This is a genomic window from Pelagibacterium montanilacus (assembly GCF_003992665.1).
In the GTDB taxonomy this organism is placed as follows: Bacteria; Pseudomonadota; Alphaproteobacteria; order Rhizobiales; family Devosiaceae; genus Pelagibacterium; species Pelagibacterium montanilacus.
The window spans coordinates 45,902-65,028 of record NZ_RZMX01000014.1; the positions used below are offsets into that span (position 1 = coordinate 45,902).

The following is a 19,127-nucleotide window of genomic DNA, read 5'->3' on the forward strand; positions in this document are numbered from 1 at the left end:
TGGAAGCAAGATGTCTCGAACATTGCTGCTTCCATGCCCTACGGCTTTCAGGTCCGCCGCAACTCCTGGGTCCGTGGGGCGGTTGGTCCGTCCCGGCAAGAGTGGCCTCTTCGACAACCGGGACGGGCCAACCACTCTCGAAGGCAGCATGGCGGAGGAGCACTGTTCCTGCCGCCGGAAAGCGTCCAGCCTTTCATTGGGCCTTCAGGCCCGCCGCACTTTCTCAGCGTCGCAGACAAAAAAAGCCCCGCCAATGCGGGGCTTTACGTATTTGGGACCGGGAAGCCGATCTTATTTGATCTTTGCTTCCTTGAAGTCGACGTGCTTGCGCACGACGGGGTCATACTTCCGGAACGAGAGCTTCTCGGTCATCGTCCGGGTATTTTTCTTGGTGACGTAGAAGAAACCGGTATCTGCGGTCGAGACCAGCTTGACTTTGATGGTGTTGGACTTGGCCATGGCACTGTTCCTGGAAAAAACGCGCCGCGCTGCCCGTTTCCGGCGCGCGGCCCTTGATCAATTGGCGGCAAACTATGGATTTTGGGTCGAAAGTCAAGCGTCGTCAGTGGAGTTGAACGCCTGCAGCGCCTTCACGGGGCGCTGCCGGGTCAAACCCGTGCATGTACTTGGCCCATTGCAAGGCAACGACCGCACCTTTGATCGGGGGCAGCATGGCCAACGACAGCACGATGGTGAGGGGAATCATCGTTGCCAGGTAAACCAGTGGTGCCACCCGATAGGCCATCTCGATATGGAGCATCAGCCCCACGATCAGGTGCCCCACGATGAAGATCACGAGATAGGGCGGCGCATCATCGGCCCGGTGGTGGTGCAATTCCTGTCCGCACGCCTCGCAGGAATCGGCGACCTTGAGATAAGCCCTGAACATACGGCCCTCGCCGCAATTGGGGCAGCGGCACAGCATGCCGCGCTTCATCGCCGGCCAGAGGCCGCGACGGGGCCGCTCGAATTCTCCGTGGTCAAGTACGGGCAAGGGTCATCTCCTTTTGCCTCGGGGGCGGGCAGCGGGTTTTCCGCGCCCGCGCGGCGACTGACCGGGTTTGCGCTGGCTGCGCTTGCCACGCCCCGGCGCTTCCCCGCGCATGCCTTCAGATAGGATCTCGAACCGCAAAGCGCCAGCCATGGGGGCTGCTTCAAGCAGTCGCACTTCCACCCGGTCGCCGATGCCGAACCGCTCTCCGGTGCGCTCGCCCACGAGGGCCTGCTGCTCCTCGATGAAGCGGAAATAGTCCGTCCCCAGCGATGAGACGGGCACGAAGCCGTCCGCTCCGGTTTCGTCGAGCCTTATGAAGAGGCCTGCGCCCACCACGCCAGCGACCTTGCCGGTGAACCGCGAACCGATTCGGTCGGCAAGATAATGGGCGAGCAGGCGATCGGAGGTTTCGCGTTCGGCGGCCATCGCCCGGCGCTCGGTCGCGGAAATGTGCTGGCCGATCTGGCCCAAACGCAGCTCCTCGGCTTCGCTCAGCCCGTCATCGCCCAGATCAAGGGCACGAATCAGCGCGCGGTGCACGATCAGGTCAGCGTAGCGCCGGATGGGCGAGGTGAAGTGCGCGTAGCGATCGAGGTTCAGGCCGAAATGACCGAAGTTCTCCGGCGCATATTCGGCTTGGGCCTGGCTGCGCAGGACCATTTCGTTGACCTGCTCGCTCTTTCCCTCCTGCTCGGCGCGCACCAGGATCTGGTTGAAATCGCGCGGCCGCATGCCTTCCCCGCGCGGGGTGGGCAGGTTCAGCGATTTAAGGAACTCGCCCAGAGTAATCAGCTTCTCGCGGCCCGGCTCGTCATGGACCCGATAAAGCAGCCCGACATTGCGCTTCTCAAGCGTTTCTGCTGCGCAGACGTTCGAGAGCACCATCATTTCTTCGATCAGCCGGTGCGCCACAAGCCTTTCGGGCACATAGACGTCGGCGACCAGCCCTTTGTCGTCCAGCCGAATCCGGCGCTCGGGGAGGTCGAGGGCCAGCGGTCCGCGCTTCTCCCGGGCCCTGGCCAATGCGGCGTAGGCGGCCCAAAGGGGTTTCAGCACAGGCTCGAGCAGCGGGCCCGTCTCGTCGTCGGGCGTGCCATCAATGGCGCCCTGGGCCCGTTCGTAGCTCAATCCTGCGGCGGAACGCATCATGACCCGATGGAAGGAATGGCTCTTCTTGTTACCCTCCGCGTCGATGACAATACGCAGCCCCATGGCCGGACGGTTCTCCATGGACCGGAGCGAGCATAGATCGTTGGAGATCCGCTCGGGCAGCATGGGGACGACACGGTCGGGGAAATAGACCGAGTTTCCGCGCACGAAGGCCTCGCGATCCATGGCCGAGCCAGGCTGGACGTACCGGGCCACGTCGGCGATCGCTACATGGACGATGTGGCCGCCGGGGTTGCGCGGATCGGTGTCGGGCTCGGCATGCACCGCGTCGTCGTGATCCTTGGCGTCCGCCGGATCGATGGTGATCAGCGGGATGTCTCGCCAGTCCTCTCGGCCTTCGAGCCCGGCGGGTTCGACTGCAGCGGCTTCCCTGAGCACGATGGCGGGGAAGCGGTAGGGGATGTCCAGAGCATGCAGGGCGATGAGGCTGACTGCGCCTTCGGACTGGGGATTGCCCACCACCGAAACCACCTTGGCGCGGGGAATGCGCAGCCGGCCCGATTCCACGATCTCGACCTCGACGAGGTCCCCGTCGCGTGCATTGCCCAGGTCCCCGCTCGAAATGCGCATTTCGCGCGCCTTGCGTTCGACCGGCACGAGCCGGGCCCCGTCTTCGTCCATGCGGACCACGCCGATATCGGCCTTGCGGGGTTTCGCCAGGATCTTCATGGCGCGACCGGTGTAGTTGGGCACCAGCTCTTCGCCGCGGTCGATGCGGGCAAGGATACGGTCGCCGGGCGCCGGCACGACCCGGGCATTGCCTGGCGTCCTGATCTCCACCCGAGGGCGCTCGCCGTCTTCCTCGTTCCATTTCGACGGGAAGGCGTGGAGCGCATCCGGATCCGCGTCACCGGGGATGTCGAGTACAGTGACGGCCGGCAGTTCGCGGGCGATCCTTATGGTCTTGCGCTCGCGCGCAAGTAGGCCGTCGGCCTCCATCTCGCGCAACACCGCCTTGAGCGCCTTCCGATCGTCTCCCTTGATCCCGAAATACCGGGCGATATCGCGCTTTGAAGCGATGTCGGGATAGGCAAGCACCGCTTCGAGGATTTCCTCGCGCGTCGGGATCACGCCGGGCGCATAAACCGCCGCCCGCTTCGTCTTGTTTGATCTGGGCGTGTCGGCTTTTGACATGGATTATCCTAAGCTTCGGCCTTCTTTTTGGCCGGCGCCTTCGTCTTGGCGGGGGCTTTGGCCGTTGTTGCCGATTTCGCTGCCGCGGACTTGCTTGGCGCCGCCTTCGCCGTGGACGTTTTGGCCTTCGACGTTTTGGCCTTGGGCTTGGCGGCGGCCTTGGTCTTGCCCTTCGAACCGGCCTTGGCGGCGATCAGTTCCAGCGCCTTTTCCACGTTCACGTCTTCGGGCGCCATGTCCTTGGGCAGGGTGGCGTTGATTTTGCCGTGGTTCACATAAGGCCCATAGCGGCCGTTGCGAACGGTCATGGCGCCGCCATCCGGATGATCGCCGAGCTCCTTGAGCACGCTGGCCGCCGCGCCCCTGCCGCGTCCGCCATTGGCTTTCTTCTCGGCGATCAGCGAGACCGCGCGATTAAGTCCGACGGTGAAAACCTCTTCAACGTCAGAGAGATTGGCATAGGTCTTCTCGTGCAGAACGAACGGGCCGTACCGTCCGATACCGGCCGTGATCATCTCTCCGGTCTCGGGATGAGTTCCGACCTCGCGGGGCAGCGAGATCAGCTTGAGGGCCTTCTCGAAATCGATCGAGGCGGGCTCCCAACCCTTGGGGATGCTGGCGCGCTTGGCGTCCTTGCCGTCTCCCATCTCGAGATAGGGGCCGAACCGGCCGGTCTTGAGATGGATCTCGAGGCCCGTATCGGGGTGCGTGCCGATCAGCCCGGTTCCAGCGGTCGCCTCGGCGGCTTGTCCGGTTGCGCTTTCGGCAAGCTGCTGGGTGTGTCGGCAATCGGGATAGTTCGAGCACCCTATGAATGCTCCGTACTTGCCCAGCTTGAGCGACAGTTGGCCTTGCCCGCAGGTGGGGCACAGGCGCGGATCGCTGCCGTCTTCCTTGGGCGGGAAGATGTGGTGGCCCAGAAGTTCGTTAAGGGCATCAAGGACCTCCGAGACGCGCAGGTCCTTGATCTCGGTGGTGTGCTCGGAGAAATCCTTCCAGAACTGGCGCAGCACGTCCTTGTAGTCGATATCGCCCGAGGAAATCTCGTCGAGTTGTTCCTCGAGCGCGGCGGTAAAGCCGTACTCGACATATTTGGTGAAAAAGCTCTGGAGGAACGCCGTGACCAGCCGGCCGCGGTCCTCGGGGATCAGCGCGCGCTTTTCCAGCCGGATATAGTCGCGATCCTTGAGTGTTCCGAGCGTCGCCGCATAGGTGGAGGGACGGCCGATCCCGAGTTCTTCCATGCGCTTGATCAGGCTCGCTTCAGTATAGCGGGCAGGGGGCTGGGTGAAATGCTGCTCCACATCGACCTTCTCGAGTGCCGGGGTATCGCCCACGGCGAGGGCGGGCAGCTCGCGGCTGTCCTCGTCGTCATCCTCGGTCTTTTCCACGCCATAGACGCCCAGGAAGCCGGGAAAGGTGATCACAGAGCCTGTGGCGCGCAGTGTGATGGCGCGGCCAGCGGCAGTGACGTCGATATCGGCAGTCGTGCGCTCGATTTCGGCGGACCGCATCTGGCTGGCCAGCGCCCGGCGCCAGACAAGCTGGTAGAGCTTGTGTTGTTCAGGCTCGAGGTTGCGCAGGGTATCGGGATTCTTGCCCAGATCGGTGGGGCGGATCGCCTCGTGGGCTTCCTGGGCGTTCTTGGCCTTGGAGGCGTAATGCCGGGGCTTTTCGGGCACGTACTCGCTGCCGAATTCCTTGGCGATGACCCGGCGGGAGGCCTCGATGGCCTCGGGTGCCATCTGCACGGCGTCGGTCCGCATATAGGTGATCAGCCCGCTCTCATAGAGCCGCTGGGCGACCTGCATGGTGCGTGACGGCGCAAAGCCAAGACGCGTGGAGGCGTCCTGCTGGAGCGTCGAGGTGGTGAAGGGGGCATAGGGATTGCGCTTGGTCGGCTTCTTGTCGACCGAGGCGATCCGGAAGCTGCCGGATACGATCGCCTTTTTGAGCGCGTCCGCGTCCTCGCCAGTCTTGACCGTGAGCTTGTCGGTCTTTGCCCCATCCACGCTGTAGAGCCGCGTGGCAAAGGACTTGCCGGCCTGGTTGAGCGTGGGGATAACACTCCAGTACTCGACCGGCTTGAACTTCTCGATCTCTTCCTCGCGCTCGCATACGAGGCGCAGGGCCACCGATTGCACGCGCCCCGCGGAGCGGGAACCGGGCAGCTTGCGCCAGAGAATGGGAGAGAGCGTGAAACCCACCAGATAATCGAGGGCCCGGCGGGCAAGATAGGCGTCGACCAGCGGCCCGTCGATATCGCGCGGGTTCTGCATGGCGCGGGTCACGGCATCGCGCGTGATGGCGTTAAAGACCACGCGCTTGACCGGCGTATCCTTCTTGAGCGCCTTTTTCTCGCGCAGCACATCCAGAAGATGCCAGGAAATCGCTTCGCCTTCGCGATCCGGGTCAGTCGCGAGAATCAGTTCGTCGGCGCCCTTGAGCGCCCTCGCGATGTCGGCGATGCGTTTTTTTGACGCCGTATCGACCGCCCAGCTCATGGCGAAATCTTCGTCGGGGCGCACCGAGCCATCCTTGGAGGGCAGGTCGCGGACATGCCCGAAGCTTGCCAGAACTTCGTAGTCCTTGCCGAGATAGCTGTTGATTGTCTTGGCCTTGGCCGGGCTCTCGACGATGACGACTTTCATGCCTTGGCGGCTCCGCAACTTTACGCAGTGTGACCCTGGGAAGGGGAAAACCTGCCGACTGGGGCGGCTCCCGAAGTGCGCGCAAAATGGTGAATGCACCGGGCTGTGTCAATCGGGCGCCTAGAAACGCAGTGCCACGAGCTGGCCGCCGGACCTTTCGATCCGGCCAGCGAGCTCCAGTTCGAGCATCAGGGTCTGGAGGCTCGCGACCCCGATCCCTGTGGCCTGAATCAGAGCATCGAGCGAAGTTGGAGTGTGGCTCAGGGCCGAAAGCAGCCGCGACCTTTCGTCCTCGGTGGGATCGGACCAGTCCGGGATGTGGTCGGAGATTTCGGGCGGCATCTCGAACAGGGACGCCGCCGCCGGGTCGGCACCTGAAAGATCCTCAAGGATATCGCGAGCACAGGTGATCAGCGTTGCGCCCTGCCTGATCAAGGCGTTGGCGCCTTCGGACCGAGGATCCAGGGGGAAACCGGGTACGGCAAAGACCTCCCTGTTCTGCTCGAGCGCCAGCCGCGCGGTGATCAGCGAGCCCGACCGCTTGGCGGCTTCGACGATCACGACGCCGAGCGACAGACCGGCGACGAGCCGGTTGCGTCGAGGGAAATCCCGGGCGCGCGGCTCCCAGCCCATGGGCATTTCGCTCACCAGAACGCCTCCAGCTTCAACGATGGCGGCGGCGAGAGGCTTGTGGTTGTCCGGGTAGATGCGATCGAGTCCTCCGGCCATGACTGCAATCGTGCCGGTGCCCAGCGAAGCTTCGTGAGCGGCCGCATCGATGCCGCGCGCAAGGCCCGAGACGATGACATATCCTTGTTCACCCAGGTCGCGCGCCAGCGTTCCAGCCATGCGTCGGCCTGCAGCAGACGCGTTTCGGGCTCCGACGATTCCGACCGTGCGTTCATGGTCGAGCAGGTCGCCGCCCATGACGGCCAGTATGGGCGGCGGTCCGGAGATGTGGAGCAGATGGGACGGATAGTTGGGCTCGGCACTGGCGAGGAATCGCACTCCGATCGCCTCGGCCCGCGCAATCTCGTCCTCGATTTCCGATGGCGTGGGCACGGACACGTGCCGGGCGCCGCCGCGGCGGGTCAGATCGGGCAGCGCATCCAGCGCGGCCTGAGCCGAGCCGAACCGGTTGAGAAGACTGCGGAAGGTGGCGGGCCCGACATTGTCGGCACGGATCAGGCGAAGCCATGCGACGCGCTGGGCGGGGGTGAGCCGTCCACGCGTCGCCATGCGATCAGCTTTCGCGGGCGGATTTCGATCCGCCGATTCTGGTTTCGGTTCCCGCTCGCAGGCGGGCGATGTTGGCGCGGTGCGTGAACATCAGCGTCAGGGTCAGCGCCAGGCATGCGATGGTGAGCGGCGGGCCCGAGAGGATCAATGCCGCGATCGGGGCGACACATGCCGCCACCAGCGCCGAGAGCGAGGAATAGCGTGTGGTCACCGCCACCAGCAGCCAGATCGCGCAGAAAATCAGCCCCACCGGCCAGCTCAGGGCGAGGAGGGTGCCGATATAGGTCGCCACGCCCTTGCCGCCCTTAAAACCGAGCCAGACCGGAAAGACATGCCCCACAAATGCCGCTACGCCGGCGACGAGGGCGGCTCGCGGCGAAATCAGCCACAGGGTCAGGAAGACCGCCAGTGCCCCCTTGCCCGCGTCGCCAATCAGCGTCAGCGCGGCGAGATCCTTGCGGCCGGTGCGCAGGACGTTGGTCGCCCCGATATTGCCCGAGCCGATCGAGCGGACGTCGCCGAGCCCGGCCAACCGGGTGGCCACGAGACCGAACGGGATCGAGCCGAGCCCATAGCCGATGATCGCGGCAAGCAGAAAGTCGATCACCACCGCCCCGTTTCCTTGAATACGATCTCTCCGCCTACGATCGTCATCATCACCTTGCCTGTCATGCGCGCATTCTCGAAAGCGGTGTTGGTCGAGCGTGACCGCAACTGAGCTTCTTCGACAATCCAGGGATAGTCCACATCGAAAAGACATATGTCCGCAGGTGCGCCTTTTTTCAGCGAGCCGGTTTCAAGTCCCAATATCTGCGCCGGACGCGTCGTCATGGTCTCGAGAAGGACCATGATGTCCAGATCATCGGAATGGAAGAGACGCAATGCACTTGCCAGAAGCGTCTCCAGCCCGATGGCGCCGGTTGCCGCGTCGGCGAATGGCTGGCGCTTGACCTCGCTGTCCTGCGGGTCGTGATCGGAGTGAATGGTGTCGATCAATCCGGACTTTATCCCGGCGATCAGGGCCCGGCGGTCGTCTTCGGTGCGCAAAGGCGGATTGAGCTTGTAGTAGGTCCGGTAGGCGCCGATGTCGGTTTGGTTGAGGCAGAGATTGTTGATCGATACGCCGGCCGAGGTAACACTGCCGTCCCTGCGGTAGCGCTCGAGGACGTCGATGCTGCGGGCGGTCGAGACCGGGGCGGCGTGGTAGCGCACGCCGGTTGCCAGCGCCAGTTGCATGTCCCGGTCCAGAGGGATCGTCTCGGCTTCGATGGGGATGCCTTTGAGCCCGAGAAAACTCGAGAACGAGCCGGCGTTCATCTGGCCGCCCGCGGCCAGCGACGCATCGCAGGGCAGGTGCACGATCGGCATGTCGAAGTTGTAGGCGTAGGTCATCGCTGCCTTGAGGACGCCCGAATCCTGGATCGAGCGGCGGCCATCGGTCAGGCAGACGGCGCCGGCCTCGCGCAGAAGGCCAAATTCGGTGATCTCGCGCCCCTCGACGCCGCGCGTGATCGCAGCCGCCGGGAGAACGCGCACCTTGGCGGTTGCAGCAGCGCGGCGCGCCACGAAATCCACGAGCGCGGGATCATCGATCACCGGGTTGGTGTCGGGCATCACGACAATGGTGGTGACGCCGCCGGCTGCGGCCGCGAGCGAGGCCGATTCGAGAGTTTCGCGGTAATCCAGCCCGGGCTCGCCAGTGAACACCCGCATGTCGATGAGGCCAGGGCTGGCGATCAACCCCTTGGCATCTATGCGCTCGGCCCCATCCGGAGCGCCGGGGGGGGCGCCCTTGACGATCTCGGACACGCGACCGTCCTCGACCAGGATCGCTCCGATGTGGTCGTGATAGGGCATCGAATTGATGATGTGGGCATTCTCGATCAGCAGGGGTTTACGCATCGGCGGCGTCCGTTTTCGAGAGCAGGGCATCAAGAACGGCCATGCGCACCGCCACGCCCATCTCCACCTGTTCGGTGATCACCGATTGCGGACCGTCGGCAATCGCCGGGTCGATCTCCACACCCCGGTTCATGGGGCCGGGATGCATGACGAGGGCATTGGGATTGGCATAGCGCAGCTTTTCGGCATCGAGGCCATAGAAGCGGAAATATTCACGCGGCGAGGCGATGAGCTTGCCTGCTGAACGCTCGTGCTGCAGGCGCAGCATCATGATGACGTCGACGCCCTCCAGCCCTTCACGCATGTCGGTATAGACCTCGTCGACCATATCGCCGATTCCGGGTGGCAACAGGGTGCGGGGAGCGATGACCCGCGTGCGCGCCAGCATCGTGCGCAGCAGCACGAGGTTGGAGCGGGCGACCCGGGAATTGGCGATGTCCCCGCATATGGCTACCGTCATTCCGTTCAGGCGCCCGAGATGGCGGCGAATGGTCAGCGCATCGAGCAATGCCTGGGTGGGGTGCTCATGGGTGCCGTCGCCCGCGTTGATCACCGCGCACTCGACCTTCTGGCTCAGGAGCGATACCGCACCCGAGGAGCCGTGGCGCACCACGATCACGTCGGGTTGCATGGCATTGAGCGTTGCGGCCGTATCGACGAGCGTTTCGCCCTTTGCGACCGAGGAGGTGCGCATCGCCATGTTCATCACCGTGGCGCCGAGGCGCTTGCCGGCGATCTCGAAGCTGGCCTGAGTGCGTGTCGAGTTCTCGAAGAAGAGATTGATCTGGGTCTTTCCGGCCAGGTTCGGCAGCGTCCGGCGCTGTCGTGATATGGGGATCATCGCCTCGGCCCGGTTGAGCAGGGCGTCGATCTCCACCGGATTTAGACCGGCGATACCAAGCATGTGACGGTGAGCAAAGGCGGGAAATGCGGTGGCCGTGCCCGCACCGGTTTCGGAAGCGTCTGGCGTGCGCTGTGCCATATCAAGCCCCAGTTGCAATCGGGGGTGACTACCGCGTGCCAGCAGGCGAGGCAACAAATTGTTGGCCGGTTATCCCCTCCTGAGCCGGTCGAGCGCGCCCTGGAGGATGTAGCTGGCCGCCAGCTTGTCGACCACTTCGGCTCGCTTGGCGCGCGAGAGGTCCGCCTCGAGCATGGTGCGGGTGACGGCCATCGTCGAGAGCCGTTCGTCCCAGAAGGCGATCGGCAGCTCGGTCTTCTGGGCAAAGCTGCGCGCAAAGGCCCGGGTAGACTGGACCCGGGGGCCCTCGGTTCCGTCCATGTTCAGCGGCAATCCCAGGATGATGCCCCGGATGGCGTGCTTGTCTATGAGAGCCAGAAGGTGCTGGGCATCGGGAGTGAATTTGGTGCGCTTGATCGTCTCGAGCGGGCTCGCCGTCATGCGCAGGCCGTCCGAGATCGCCACCCCGATCGTCCGGGTGCCGAGGTCGAGCCCCATGAGCTTGCCGGCTGGTCCGAGATTGGCGAGGGGATTGTCCATCTCGGTCATGGGATTGCTTTCTTGCTCGCCAGGTTCCAGGCGCTTATCAGCAAACCTGACGCGATTGGCAAGCGGAGGCCATGGCATGAAAATCGTATGGCTGGGCGGATCAACCTTCCGCATCCAGATCGAGGGGCGCATTCTGGTGATTGAACCCGATGGCGCGCCCAGAGACATCGAACCGGCCGAACTTCGCTCGGGGGCCGATACGCTGGTCGATCTCGACAGTGCCGACCTGCCTCACTTCGACGCTGAAAGCTGGCGCCCCAGGCGCCGCACGCGTCTGATCGACGAGCCGCAGGGCGATGAGGGGCTGGACCTGCGTCGCCTGTCCTCCCGAGCGATCGTCTGCGATACGCGGGACGAGGGCATGATGGTCCTCGCCGAAACGAGCGTGCCGCCCCAGTGGGGCCGATGGGCCGACGCTGCGGTTGTCGTGCTGGCCGGGGCAGGGCGCGCATGTGCTGCGGCTGGCACCGCGCTGCTCGACATTGCACGCCCAAAACTCATCGTTCTTGCCGTTCCCGCGGAAGAAGTCGATGCAGCGTTTGCGGCTCTTGCGCCGCAACTGGCCGGCAGCGGGCTGGTCGTCGCCGATGCGGGGCTGGCAGTGGAAGCCTGATTGGCAATTGCCATTTGCAGGCCACGATTGTTAAAAGCCGTCGACGCATGCACAACATCACGTGCGTGCCTTGAAACACTTGGCCTGGAGAAACCCATGTCGGTCGATGCCGATACCGTAAGGCGCATTGGGCGCCTCGCCCGCATCCGGATTTCCGAGGATGAGGTCTCTGCCTATGAGGGCGAGCTCAACGCCATTCTCGGGTTCGTCGAGCAACTCGGGGAAGTCGACGTGTCCGATGTCGAGCCCATGACCTCGGTCACCCCGATGGTTCTGCGCCGCCGGGAAGATGCGGTCACCGATGGCGGCCATGCCGACAGGATCGTCTCCAATGCACCGCTTACGGAAGACAATTTCTTCATGGTGCCCAAGGTGGTGGAGTAGGCCTTGAGCGTTGTCGTCGCCATCGAAAGTCCGCTTCAGGATGACGTGCGCGTGCTGATCGAAGCACTGAACGCCGTCCTGATGCCGCTTTCCCCGCCCGAGTACTGCTTTGCCATGACGGTGGAAGAGATGGCCCGACCAGATACTCAGGTGTTCGTTGGACGTGACGGCCCAGGCAATGCGGTGGCCTGCGGGGCGCTCCGGATCCACAATGGCGGCATAGGTGAGGTCAAACGCATGTTCACGGTACCCGAGGCCCGCGGCATGCGGGCTGGTGCCGCGGTTCTGGCCGCCATCGAGGTGCGCGCCAATGAACAGGGGCTTGGCGTTCTCATGCTGGAAACCGGCCCGCGCGCCGATCTGCCGTCCGCCCACAGGTTATATGAGCGCTCAGGGTTCACGCCTCGCGGCGCCTTCCTCGACTATCCCGATAGTCCCTATTCCGAATTTTACGAAAAGGCGCTCGCCCAGCGCTCCGAAAAGGAACTGCTTTCGTGACCGATCTCACCCGATTGTCCCTTGCCGCCCTGCGCGACGGCATTGCCAAGAAGGACTTTACCGCGCTTGAGGCCGCCGACGCCTATGTATCGGCCATCGAGGCGGCCAAGGAAAAGCTCAACGCCTATGTGGCCGTCACGGCAGACAAGGCGCGTGACATGGCCAGGGCCAGCGACGAGCGGATTGCAAAGGGCGAGGCCGGGCCGCTCGAGGGTGTGCCGCTGGGGGTCAAGGATCTGTTTGCGACCCAGGGCGTGCACACCCAGGCCGCGAGCCATATCCTTGATGGGTTCAAGCCCGAATACGAATCGGCCGTCACGTCCAATCTCTGGCGGGACGGAGCGGTGATGCTCGGCAAGCTCAACATGGACGAGTTCGCCATGGGCTCGTCCAACGAATCTTCCTATTACGGCCCGGTCATCAACCCCTGGCGTGGCAAGGACTCCAATACCGACCTCGTGCCCGGCGGGTCCTCGGGCGGATCGGCTGCCGCCGTGTCCGCATGGCTCTGCGCCGGCGCGACCGCGACCGACACGGGCGGCTCTATCCGTCAGCCTGCCGCCTTCACCGGCACGGTCGGAATCAAGCCGACCTATGGGCGCTGTTCGCGCTGGGGCGTCGTGGCTTTCGCATCATCGCTCGACCAGGCCGGGCCGATCGCCCGTACGGTAGAGGACAGCGCCATCATGCTCTCGTCCATGTGCGGGTTCGACCCCAGGGACAGCACCTCCGTGGACATGGCCGTTCCCGATTTCGCCGCAGCGGTAGAGCGGGGCGTCAAAGGGCTCACTATCGGCGTGCCGCGCGAATACCGCATGGAGGGCATGCCCGCCGAGATCGAAAAGCTCTGGCAGCAGGGGCTGGACTGGCTCAAGGCAGAAGGTGCGACGATCAAGGAAATTTCGCTGCCCAATACGCGCTATGCGCTGCCTGCCTATTATATCGTTGCTCCTGCCGAGGCCTCTTCCAATCTCGCCCGCTATGACGGCGTGAAGTACGGGCTGCGCGTTCCGGGCAAGGACATCACCGAGATGTACGAGTTCAGCCGCGCCGAAGGGTTCGGGCGCGAGGTCAAGCGCCGGGTGATGATCGGCACCTATGTGCTGTCCGCGGGCTATTACGACGCCTACTACGTCCGTGCCCAGAAGGTGCGCACGCTGATCAAGAAGGATTTTGAGGATGCCTTCGCGGCCGGGGTCGATGCGATCCTGACGCCGGCGACGCCTTCGGCGGCCTTCGGCATCGCGGATCAGGACATGAGCTCCGATCCGGTCAAGATGTACCTCAACGACGTCTTCACCGTCACTGTGAACATGGCCGGCCTGCCGGGCATAGCGGTGCCTGCAGGCAAGAACGGCGAAGGCTTGCCGCTCGGCCTGCAGCTCATCGGCAAGCCGTTCGACGAAGAGACGCTCTTTGCCGCCGCGCGCGTGATCGAAAAGAGCGCTGCTCTCGATCTGGCGCCGTCCAAATGGTGGTCGTGACTCAAGGACAGCTCGAAGAGCTGATTCTTGCCGGAAAGCCCGTCGATAACGCCGATCTTTCGGCCATCGACTGGACCGATCTTCCCGATGGCGCGCTTCATGCGCGCCATTGCGTTTTTCGCGACGCCCACCTGACCGACGCCGAACTTGCGGGCGGGAAATTTGAGAGCTGCACGTTCGAGCGGGCGTGGTTCGGTGGCGCAAATTTCACCGATGCACTGTTTTCCAAGTGCTCATTTTTCGACGCGGACTCTCGGAAGGGCTGTGATTTTTCCCGCGCCGATTTCGACGGCGCGACATTTGAAAACTGCAATCTGGCAACTGCGAAATTCGGACTGGCGAGCCTGTTCGATACCAGCTTCAGGCAGTGCAAGGCCGCAGGGGCCGATTTCGAAGATGCCCGATTTGCCAAGTCATCGGGCCGGGTCGCGGTGTCCCGCGTCCGGTTCATCGGAACCCAACTGGACATGTCGAGTTTCCGGCAGGCCCGGCTTGATGATTGCATTTTGTCAGAGTGCAGTTTGCGCCAGGCCGATTTGCGGCAGGTCACGCTATCGAGTGCCGACCTGCGCGGCTCGGACCTGTCCGAAGCCAATCTCAACGGTGCTATCCTCGACAACGCCGATCTGCGCGACGCGACGCTTCTTGGGCTCGACGTGACCAGGCTGACCAGCTTCGAAGGCGTAAAGGTTTCAGCCGATCAGTTGATCGATCTGGTGCGGCCTTTGGGCATACGGGTCTTTCCACGGGGGCGTTGAGCCACCGTGTTGCACTGGGCGCCCTTAGAGGCTAACTCAGATCAACAATTATTCTGATGTTGTACGGTATTTCAAAAGCTCATGTCCGACATTTTCACCACCCAGGATTGGTCCGCGCCGCCCAAGGACCTCAGCATGCCACTCCAGGCCATGTGGTGGATCCGCAAGGGCGAGTTCCGCATGGGCCCCGAATGGGAGGAAGCTCACCGCATCGTTCAGCAGATGGAGGGCGTCCAGTCGTTCGACTGGGTGCATGCGCTGCTGCACTGGATCGAGGCGGACATGGGCAATGCCGATTACTGGTATCGGCAGGCGGGCAAGCGGCGCACGGCGCCTTCGGTTGCCCGGGAATGGGAACACATTGCGCTCATGCTGAGCGAAACCACGAGGCAATAGGGGCGATCGATGAGCGCACGCAAGCTGCCGGCCGAATGCGAAACCAAGGACGACGTCCGCGCCGAGATCGACAGGATCGACAATGCCCTGATCGCCCTATTTGCGGAGCGGCACGGCTATGTGACCCGTATGGCAGAGATCAAGACCGACCCCCATGAGGCCAATGATCCGGCGCGGATCGCAGCCATCGTCGCCAGGCGGCGCCAGCAGGCTTTGGCGCTCGATCTGGACGAGGATCAGGTCGAGCTGATCTGGCGGACATTAATTGACTGGAATATCAACTACGAAAAAGGCATCATCATCGCCAGGAACCGCAAGTCCTGACCCGATGAGGCCGCCATGTCCGACGCCCTGACGATCCGACCGGCATCGATCGCGGAGGCCGATCGTCTCGGCCATCTCGCTTATTTTGCGTGGGAATCCAGCATGGACCACGTGCTGGCAGGCCAGAGTGACGCTGGCCCCGTCGCAGAGCGCGAGGCGCTGCTGCTCAGCTTCCAGCTCTTTTGCATCAATGCCTCGGCGGACATCGTGGTGGCCGACGAGGGCGGCATGCCGATCGGCTGGGCTGCGCGCGACGCCATGAGCGCCTATGTGTCGGACCTGTGGGTCGATCCGCTCCACCAGCGCCAGGGCGTCGGCCGCAGCCTGTTGCGCAGGATCGAGGACGACATCTTCCGCGAAGGGCTCGATGTGAGCGTGCTCGAGACGCACGCCGAAAATGGCGGAGCGATCCGGTTCTATGCCCGCGAGGGCTACGGCATCGTCTGGCGCGGCGTGAAGTTCTCGCGTCTGCTCGGTCGGCGTATCGAAAAGGTGCGCATGGAAAAGCAACTGGTCGTCGTCGCGCACTAAGTACGACTTCTCGTCGTGCCTTCCGGTTGATCTCGATTCCCATAGACATGCTCTGGCAGCACTTTTGCGCCTTGACGGATTGATAGCCATGCGGTTATGAATTAAACCATAGCCGGAGAGTGATCAGTTTCATGGCCAAGGCCCGAGATACCCTGTTTGCAGCTCTTTCCGACCCGACCCGTCGGGGCATCTTCGAGCGGCTGTGCCGGGACGGGGATTTGACGGTCCGGGCGCTGACCCTGCAGTCGGGGGTGTCCCAGCCTGCGGTGTCCAGGCATCTCAAGACGCTCAAGCAAGCCGGTCTGGTCATCGACCGGCCGGAGGGCAGGCAGACCCACTACAGCGCCCGGCGCGAGGGGCTTGGTCCGCTCGTGGACTGGACGCGGCAGATGGGCGGGTTCTGGGAGGAACGGCTCGACGCTCTTGAAGACGTTCTCAAGAGGATGGATCAATGAACGAGAGCAACCCCGATGTGCGAACAGTGGTGGTCGAACGGGACATGCCGCATCCCCCTGACAAGGTATGGCGAGCACTCACCCAGCCGCATCTGATCTCGGAATGGCTGATGAAGACCGATTTCCGGCCCGAAAGGGGCCATAGCTTCTCCATGCGCGGCGACTGGGGCGGTGTCGAATGCAAGGTGCTGGAGATCGAACCGCACAGCACGCTTTCCTATACCTGGGATCACGCCCATGACGATCGCGCATTTGCGCTCAAAAGCGTTGTCACGTTCACGCTCACGCCGACCGAGGCGGGAACGCGTGTGCGCATGGAGCAGACCGGCTTCCGGCCCGACCAGAGGCAGGCGCTGGGTGGCGCGCAATTCGGCTGGCAGCAGCATCTCGAAAATCTCGAAAAGGCCGTGTCCAGACTCGAATGACATCAAGCCGTTTGCAGGAGAACCCCATGCGTGCAAGCACTCTGATCCGCCAATCCCATCGCTGGCTCTCTATCGTCTTCGTCCTTGCGGTTCTCGCCGCAACGGCCGCCGCCGCCACCGGACAGGACACCGACAGCCTGCTGTACTATCTGCCGCTGCCGCCTTTGTTTGTGCTCATGGCATCGGGGCTCTATCTGTTCGTCCTGCCCTATGCGGCGCGCAGGCGCCGGGGCTAGGAGACGGCGATGAGCGACAACCGTAGACCGGGCGCGCCAGTGCTTCTGTCAGGGGGCAACCCCCAGGTCCCGAAAGGTTATGGTGAAGAGCCGGTGCGGGCCTATATCGCGGCGATGCCGGGATGGAAGCAGGCGGTTGGCCAAAGCATCGACGACATTGTGAGCCGGACGGTTCCGACTGTGCTCAAAGCGGTCAAATGGAACACCCCGCTCTACGGGATGGAAGAGAACCATTACTTCCTCGGCTATCACTGCTTTGATCGCTATGTGAAGGTCACCTTCATGCGCGGGGCAGAGATCGATCCAATCCCGCCCGTGGGCTCAAAGCAGCCCCATGTGCGCTACTTTCATGTCCATGAGGGTGACGAGATCGACGAGGCGCAATTCGCCGATTGGGTCCGCCAGGCCAGCCGCCTGCCCGGCGAGAAGATGTAAAGCGCGGCGCCGGGCGGTTTTTGTCCAAACGCTCTAGCCTCCCAAGGCCATTTCCGCTATCGAACGGACGCAATCTCAAGCGTTTTCAGGCCCGTTCATGACCCTCGTCGACACCCGCACACCCAACCCGAAATACTTCATTTCCGGCGCCACCGGCGACTGGGAGATGGTAATCGGCATGGAAGTGCACGCGCAAGTGACGTCGGAATCCAAGTTGTTTTCCGGCTCGTCAACCGAGTTCGGTCGACCGCCCAACTCAAATGTCAGCTTTGTCGATGCGGCAATGCCGGGGATGCTGCCGGTCATCAATGACGAGTGCGTCCGCCAGGCCGTGCGCACGGGGCTCGGGCTCAAGGCCCAGATCAACAAGCGCTCGGTGTTCGACCGCAAGAACTATTTCTATCCCGACCTTCCCCAGGGCTACCAGATCTCCCAGTTCAAGGATCCGATCGTGGGCGAGGGCAAGGTCCTGCTCGATCTGGGCGAGGACGGCGAGGTGGAGATCGGCATCGAGCGCCTGCACCTTGAGCAGGACGCCGGCAAGTCGATCCACGATCAGCACCCCAACATGAGCTTCGTCGACCTGAACCGCTCGGGCGTCGCGCTCATGGAGATCGTCTCCAAGCCCGATTTGCGCTCCTCGGACGAGGCTAAGGCCTATCTCTCCAAGCTCCGCACTATCCTGCGGTATCTGGGGACCTGTGACGGTAACATGGAGCAGGGCTCCATGCGCGCGGACATCAATGTTTCCGTACGTCGCCCCGGCGGCGACTTCGGCACACGCTGCGAGATCAAGAACGTCAACTCCGTGCGCTTCGCCGGCCAGGCGATCGAATACGAGGCGCGCCGCCAGATCGATATCCTCGAAGACGGCGGCGCTATCGACCAGGAGACCCGGCTGTTCGATCCCAAGTCCGGCCAGACGCGCTCCATGCGCTCCAAGGAGGAGGCGCACGACTACCGCTATTTCCCCGATCCGGATCTGTTGCCGCTCGAGTTCGACGATGCCTTCGTTGCCGAGCTCGCGAAGGGCCTGCCCGAGCTGCCCGACGAGAAGCGCCAGCGCTTCATCGAAACCTATGGCATCTCGCACTACGACGCTTCGGTGCTTGTGACGGACCGGGAGTCCGCCGATTTCTTCGAGGCGGTGGCCAAGGGGCGCGACGGCAAGCTCGCCGCCAACTGGGTGATTAATGAATATTTCGGGCGGCTGAACAAGGAGGGCCATTCGATTGCGGAAAGCCCGGTCAGCGCGGATCAGCTTGGCGGCATCATCGATTTGATCGCCAATGGCGAGATTTCGGGCAAGATCGCCAAGGATTTGTTCGAGATCGTTTGGACCGAAGGCGGCGATCCCGCCGAGGTCGTACAGGCCCGCGGCATGAAGCAGGTGTCGGACACCGGTGCCATCGAGAAGATCGTAGACGATATCATCGCCGGGAACCCCGGGCAGGTCGAGGCTGTTAAAAACAAGCCGGGGCTTTTAGGTTGGTTTGTGGGTCAGGTGATGAAGCAGACCGGCGGCAAGGCCAACCCCCAGGCTGTCAATGCAATCCTGAAGGACAAGCTTGGACTGGACTGATGACGCAGAAAACAAGCCGGATCGTCTTCAATATCCTCGCCAAGGACATAGAGGACACGGCCCGGTTCTACGAGGCGCTATGCGGCCTCGAGCGTCTTTACACCAGTGACTGGTACATTGTCCTCACCCCGGGCGGCGATCTGGCCTATGAGCTCGGCATCATCGACGAGGTCCACCACGTCGTCCCGCGCCCTGCTCGGGGCCTTTTTGGCGGTGGTTATCTTACGCTAGTCGTCGATGACGTTTATGCGGCCCATGAGAAGGCGAAAGCGATGGGGGCGGACATCGTCAGCCCGCCGCGTCCTCTGGATTATGGCCAGACCCAGATGGTCCTGCGCGACCCAAACAGTGTCATCGTGGATATTTCCAGTCCCACCAAGAGCACGGATTGAAAACCGGGTCGCGC

23 protein-coding genes are annotated in these 19,127 nt (G+C 63.2%); 14 read left to right on the forward strand and 9 right to left on the reverse strand.

Features of this window, described 5'->3' with window-relative positions; translation table 11 throughout:
* Positions 1 to 291: 291 nt before the first annotated feature.
* The 9 genes from rpmG to ruvX form a co-directional block, all read right to left on the reverse strand.
* Positions 292 to 459, reverse strand: a complete 168-nt coding sequence (rpmG, locus tag EO136_RS05155; RefSeq protein ID WP_127143399.1) for a 50S ribosomal protein L33 — start codon at positions 457 to 459, stop codon at positions 292 to 294.
* Positions 460 to 562: 103 nt separating this feature from the next.
* On the reverse strand, positions 563 to 937 hold the full coding sequence (locus EO136_RS05160) for a DUF983 domain-containing protein (protein ID WP_127143679.1): 375 nt from the start codon (positions 935 to 937) through the stop codon (positions 563 to 565).
* Positions 938 to 997: 60 nt separating this feature from the next.
* Positions 998 to 3,298, reverse strand: a complete 2,301-nt coding sequence (gene rnr, locus EO136_RS05165) for a ribonuclease R (RefSeq protein WP_127143400.1) — start codon at positions 3,296 to 3,298, stop codon at positions 998 to 1,000.
* An 8-nt stretch (positions 3,299 to 3,306) separates the two neighbouring features.
* Positions 3,307 to 5,949 (reverse strand): type I DNA topoisomerase, encoded by a 2,643-nt coding sequence (gene topA / locus EO136_RS05170; protein WP_127143401.1) that lies wholly within the window; start codon positions 5,947 to 5,949, stop codon positions 3,307 to 3,309.
* A gap of 120 nt (positions 5,950 to 6,069) precedes the next feature.
* Positions 6,070 to 7,188: a DNA-processing protein DprA gene (gene dprA / locus EO136_RS05175; protein WP_127143402.1), complete on the reverse strand. Its 1,119-nt coding sequence runs from the start codon at positions 7,186 to 7,188 to the stop codon at positions 6,070 to 6,072.
* 4 nt (positions 7,189 to 7,192) lie between these two features.
* Positions 7,193 to 7,795 (reverse strand): glycerol-3-phosphate 1-O-acyltransferase PlsY, encoded by a 603-nt coding sequence (gene plsY, locus EO136_RS05180; RefSeq protein WP_127143403.1) that lies wholly within the window; start codon positions 7,793 to 7,795, stop codon positions 7,193 to 7,195.
* The gene (gene pyrC / locus EO136_RS05185) at positions 7,792 to 9,090 is read right to left on the reverse strand and encodes a dihydroorotase (protein WP_127143404.1); all 1,299 of its coding nucleotides are present in this window, start codon (positions 9,088 to 9,090) and stop codon (positions 7,792 to 7,794) included. The genes plsY and pyrC overlap by 4 nt, the downstream gene beginning before the upstream one ends.
* Positions 9,083 to 10,072: an aspartate carbamoyltransferase catalytic subunit gene (locus EO136_RS05190; protein ID WP_127143405.1), complete on the reverse strand. Its 990-nt coding sequence runs from the start codon at positions 10,070 to 10,072 to the stop codon at positions 9,083 to 9,085. The genes pyrC and EO136_RS05190 overlap by 8 nt, the downstream gene beginning before the upstream one ends.
* Positions 10,073 to 10,141: 69 nt before the next feature.
* On the reverse strand, positions 10,142 to 10,600 hold the full coding sequence (gene ruvX, locus EO136_RS05195) for a Holliday junction resolvase RuvX (RefSeq protein WP_127143406.1): 459 nt from the start codon (positions 10,598 to 10,600) through the stop codon (positions 10,142 to 10,144).
* A gap of 76 nt (positions 10,601 to 10,676) precedes the next feature.
* Here ruvX and EO136_RS05200 point away from each other — a divergent pair, with 76 nt between their 5' ends.
* From EO136_RS05200 to EO136_RS05265, 14 genes are all read left to right on the forward strand, one after another.
* Complete coding sequence (locus EO136_RS05200) at positions 10,677 to 11,213, forward strand: hypothetical protein (protein WP_127143407.1); 537 nt, start codon at positions 10,677 to 10,679, stop codon at positions 11,211 to 11,213.
* 96 nt (positions 11,214 to 11,309) lie between these two features.
* Positions 11,310 to 11,597: an Asp-tRNA(Asn)/Glu-tRNA(Gln) amidotransferase subunit GatC gene (gene gatC, locus EO136_RS05205; RefSeq protein ID WP_127143408.1), complete on the forward strand. Its 288-nt coding sequence runs from the start codon at positions 11,310 to 11,312 to the stop codon at positions 11,595 to 11,597.
* A gap of 3 nt (positions 11,598 to 11,600) precedes the next feature.
* The gene (locus EO136_RS05210) at positions 11,601 to 12,095 is read left to right on the forward strand and encodes a GNAT family N-acetyltransferase (RefSeq protein ID WP_127143409.1); all 495 of its coding nucleotides are present in this window, start codon (positions 11,601 to 11,603) and stop codon (positions 12,093 to 12,095) included.
* Positions 12,092 to 13,579, forward strand: coding sequence for an Asp-tRNA(Asn)/Glu-tRNA(Gln) amidotransferase subunit GatA (gene gatA, locus EO136_RS05215; protein ID WP_127143410.1), 1,488 nt, complete (start codon positions 12,092 to 12,094; stop codon positions 13,577 to 13,579). The genes EO136_RS05210 and gatA overlap by 4 nt, the downstream gene beginning before the upstream one ends.
* The gene (locus EO136_RS05220; RefSeq protein WP_127143411.1) at positions 13,567 to 14,337 is read left to right on the forward strand and encodes a pentapeptide repeat-containing protein; all 771 of its coding nucleotides are present in this window, start codon (positions 13,567 to 13,569) and stop codon (positions 14,335 to 14,337) included. Before gatA ends, EO136_RS05220 begins: the two co-directional genes overlap by 13 nt.
* A gap of 81 nt (positions 14,338 to 14,418) precedes the next feature.
* Complete coding sequence (locus EO136_RS05225) at positions 14,419 to 14,733, forward strand: hypothetical protein (RefSeq protein WP_127143412.1); 315 nt, start codon at positions 14,419 to 14,421, stop codon at positions 14,731 to 14,733.
* Between the two features lie 9 nt (positions 14,734 to 14,742).
* Entirely contained in the window at positions 14,743 to 15,057 is a 315-nt protein-coding gene (locus EO136_RS05230; RefSeq protein ID WP_127143413.1) for a chorismate mutase, read from the forward strand.
* A gap of 15 nt (positions 15,058 to 15,072) precedes the next feature.
* The gene (locus tag EO136_RS05235; RefSeq protein ID WP_127143414.1) at positions 15,073 to 15,588 is read left to right on the forward strand and encodes a GNAT family N-acetyltransferase; all 516 of its coding nucleotides are present in this window, start codon (positions 15,073 to 15,075) and stop codon (positions 15,586 to 15,588) included.
* 131 nt (positions 15,589 to 15,719) lie between these two features.
* On the forward strand, positions 15,720 to 16,043 hold the full coding sequence (locus EO136_RS05240) for an ArsR/SmtB family transcription factor (protein ID WP_127143415.1): 324 nt from the start codon (positions 15,720 to 15,722) through the stop codon (positions 16,041 to 16,043).
* Positions 16,040 to 16,468, forward strand: a complete 429-nt coding sequence (locus EO136_RS05245) for an SRPBCC family protein (protein WP_127143416.1) — start codon at positions 16,040 to 16,042, stop codon at positions 16,466 to 16,468. The genes EO136_RS05240 and EO136_RS05245 overlap by 4 nt, the downstream gene beginning before the upstream one ends.
* Positions 16,469 to 16,494: 26 nt before the next feature.
* Positions 16,495 to 16,704 carry a hypothetical protein gene (locus EO136_RS05250; protein ID WP_127143417.1) on the forward strand — a complete coding sequence of 70 codons (210 nt, stop codon included), beginning with the start codon at positions 16,495 to 16,497 and terminating at the stop codon, positions 16,702 to 16,704.
* A gap of 9 nt (positions 16,705 to 16,713) precedes the next feature.
* The gene (locus EO136_RS05255; RefSeq protein ID WP_127143418.1) at positions 16,714 to 17,139 is read left to right on the forward strand and encodes a DUF1801 domain-containing protein; all 426 of its coding nucleotides are present in this window, start codon (positions 16,714 to 16,716) and stop codon (positions 17,137 to 17,139) included.
* Between the two features lie 97 nt (positions 17,140 to 17,236).
* Positions 17,237 to 18,721 (forward strand): Asp-tRNA(Asn)/Glu-tRNA(Gln) amidotransferase subunit GatB, encoded by a 1,485-nt coding sequence (gene gatB, locus EO136_RS05260; RefSeq protein ID WP_127143419.1) that lies wholly within the window; start codon positions 17,237 to 17,239, stop codon positions 18,719 to 18,721.
* The gene (locus EO136_RS05265; RefSeq protein ID WP_127143420.1) at positions 18,721 to 19,113 is read left to right on the forward strand and encodes a VOC family protein; all 393 of its coding nucleotides are present in this window, start codon (positions 18,721 to 18,723) and stop codon (positions 19,111 to 19,113) included. Before gatB ends, EO136_RS05265 begins: the two co-directional genes overlap by 1 nt.
* Positions 19,114 to 19,127 lie beyond the last annotated feature (14 nt).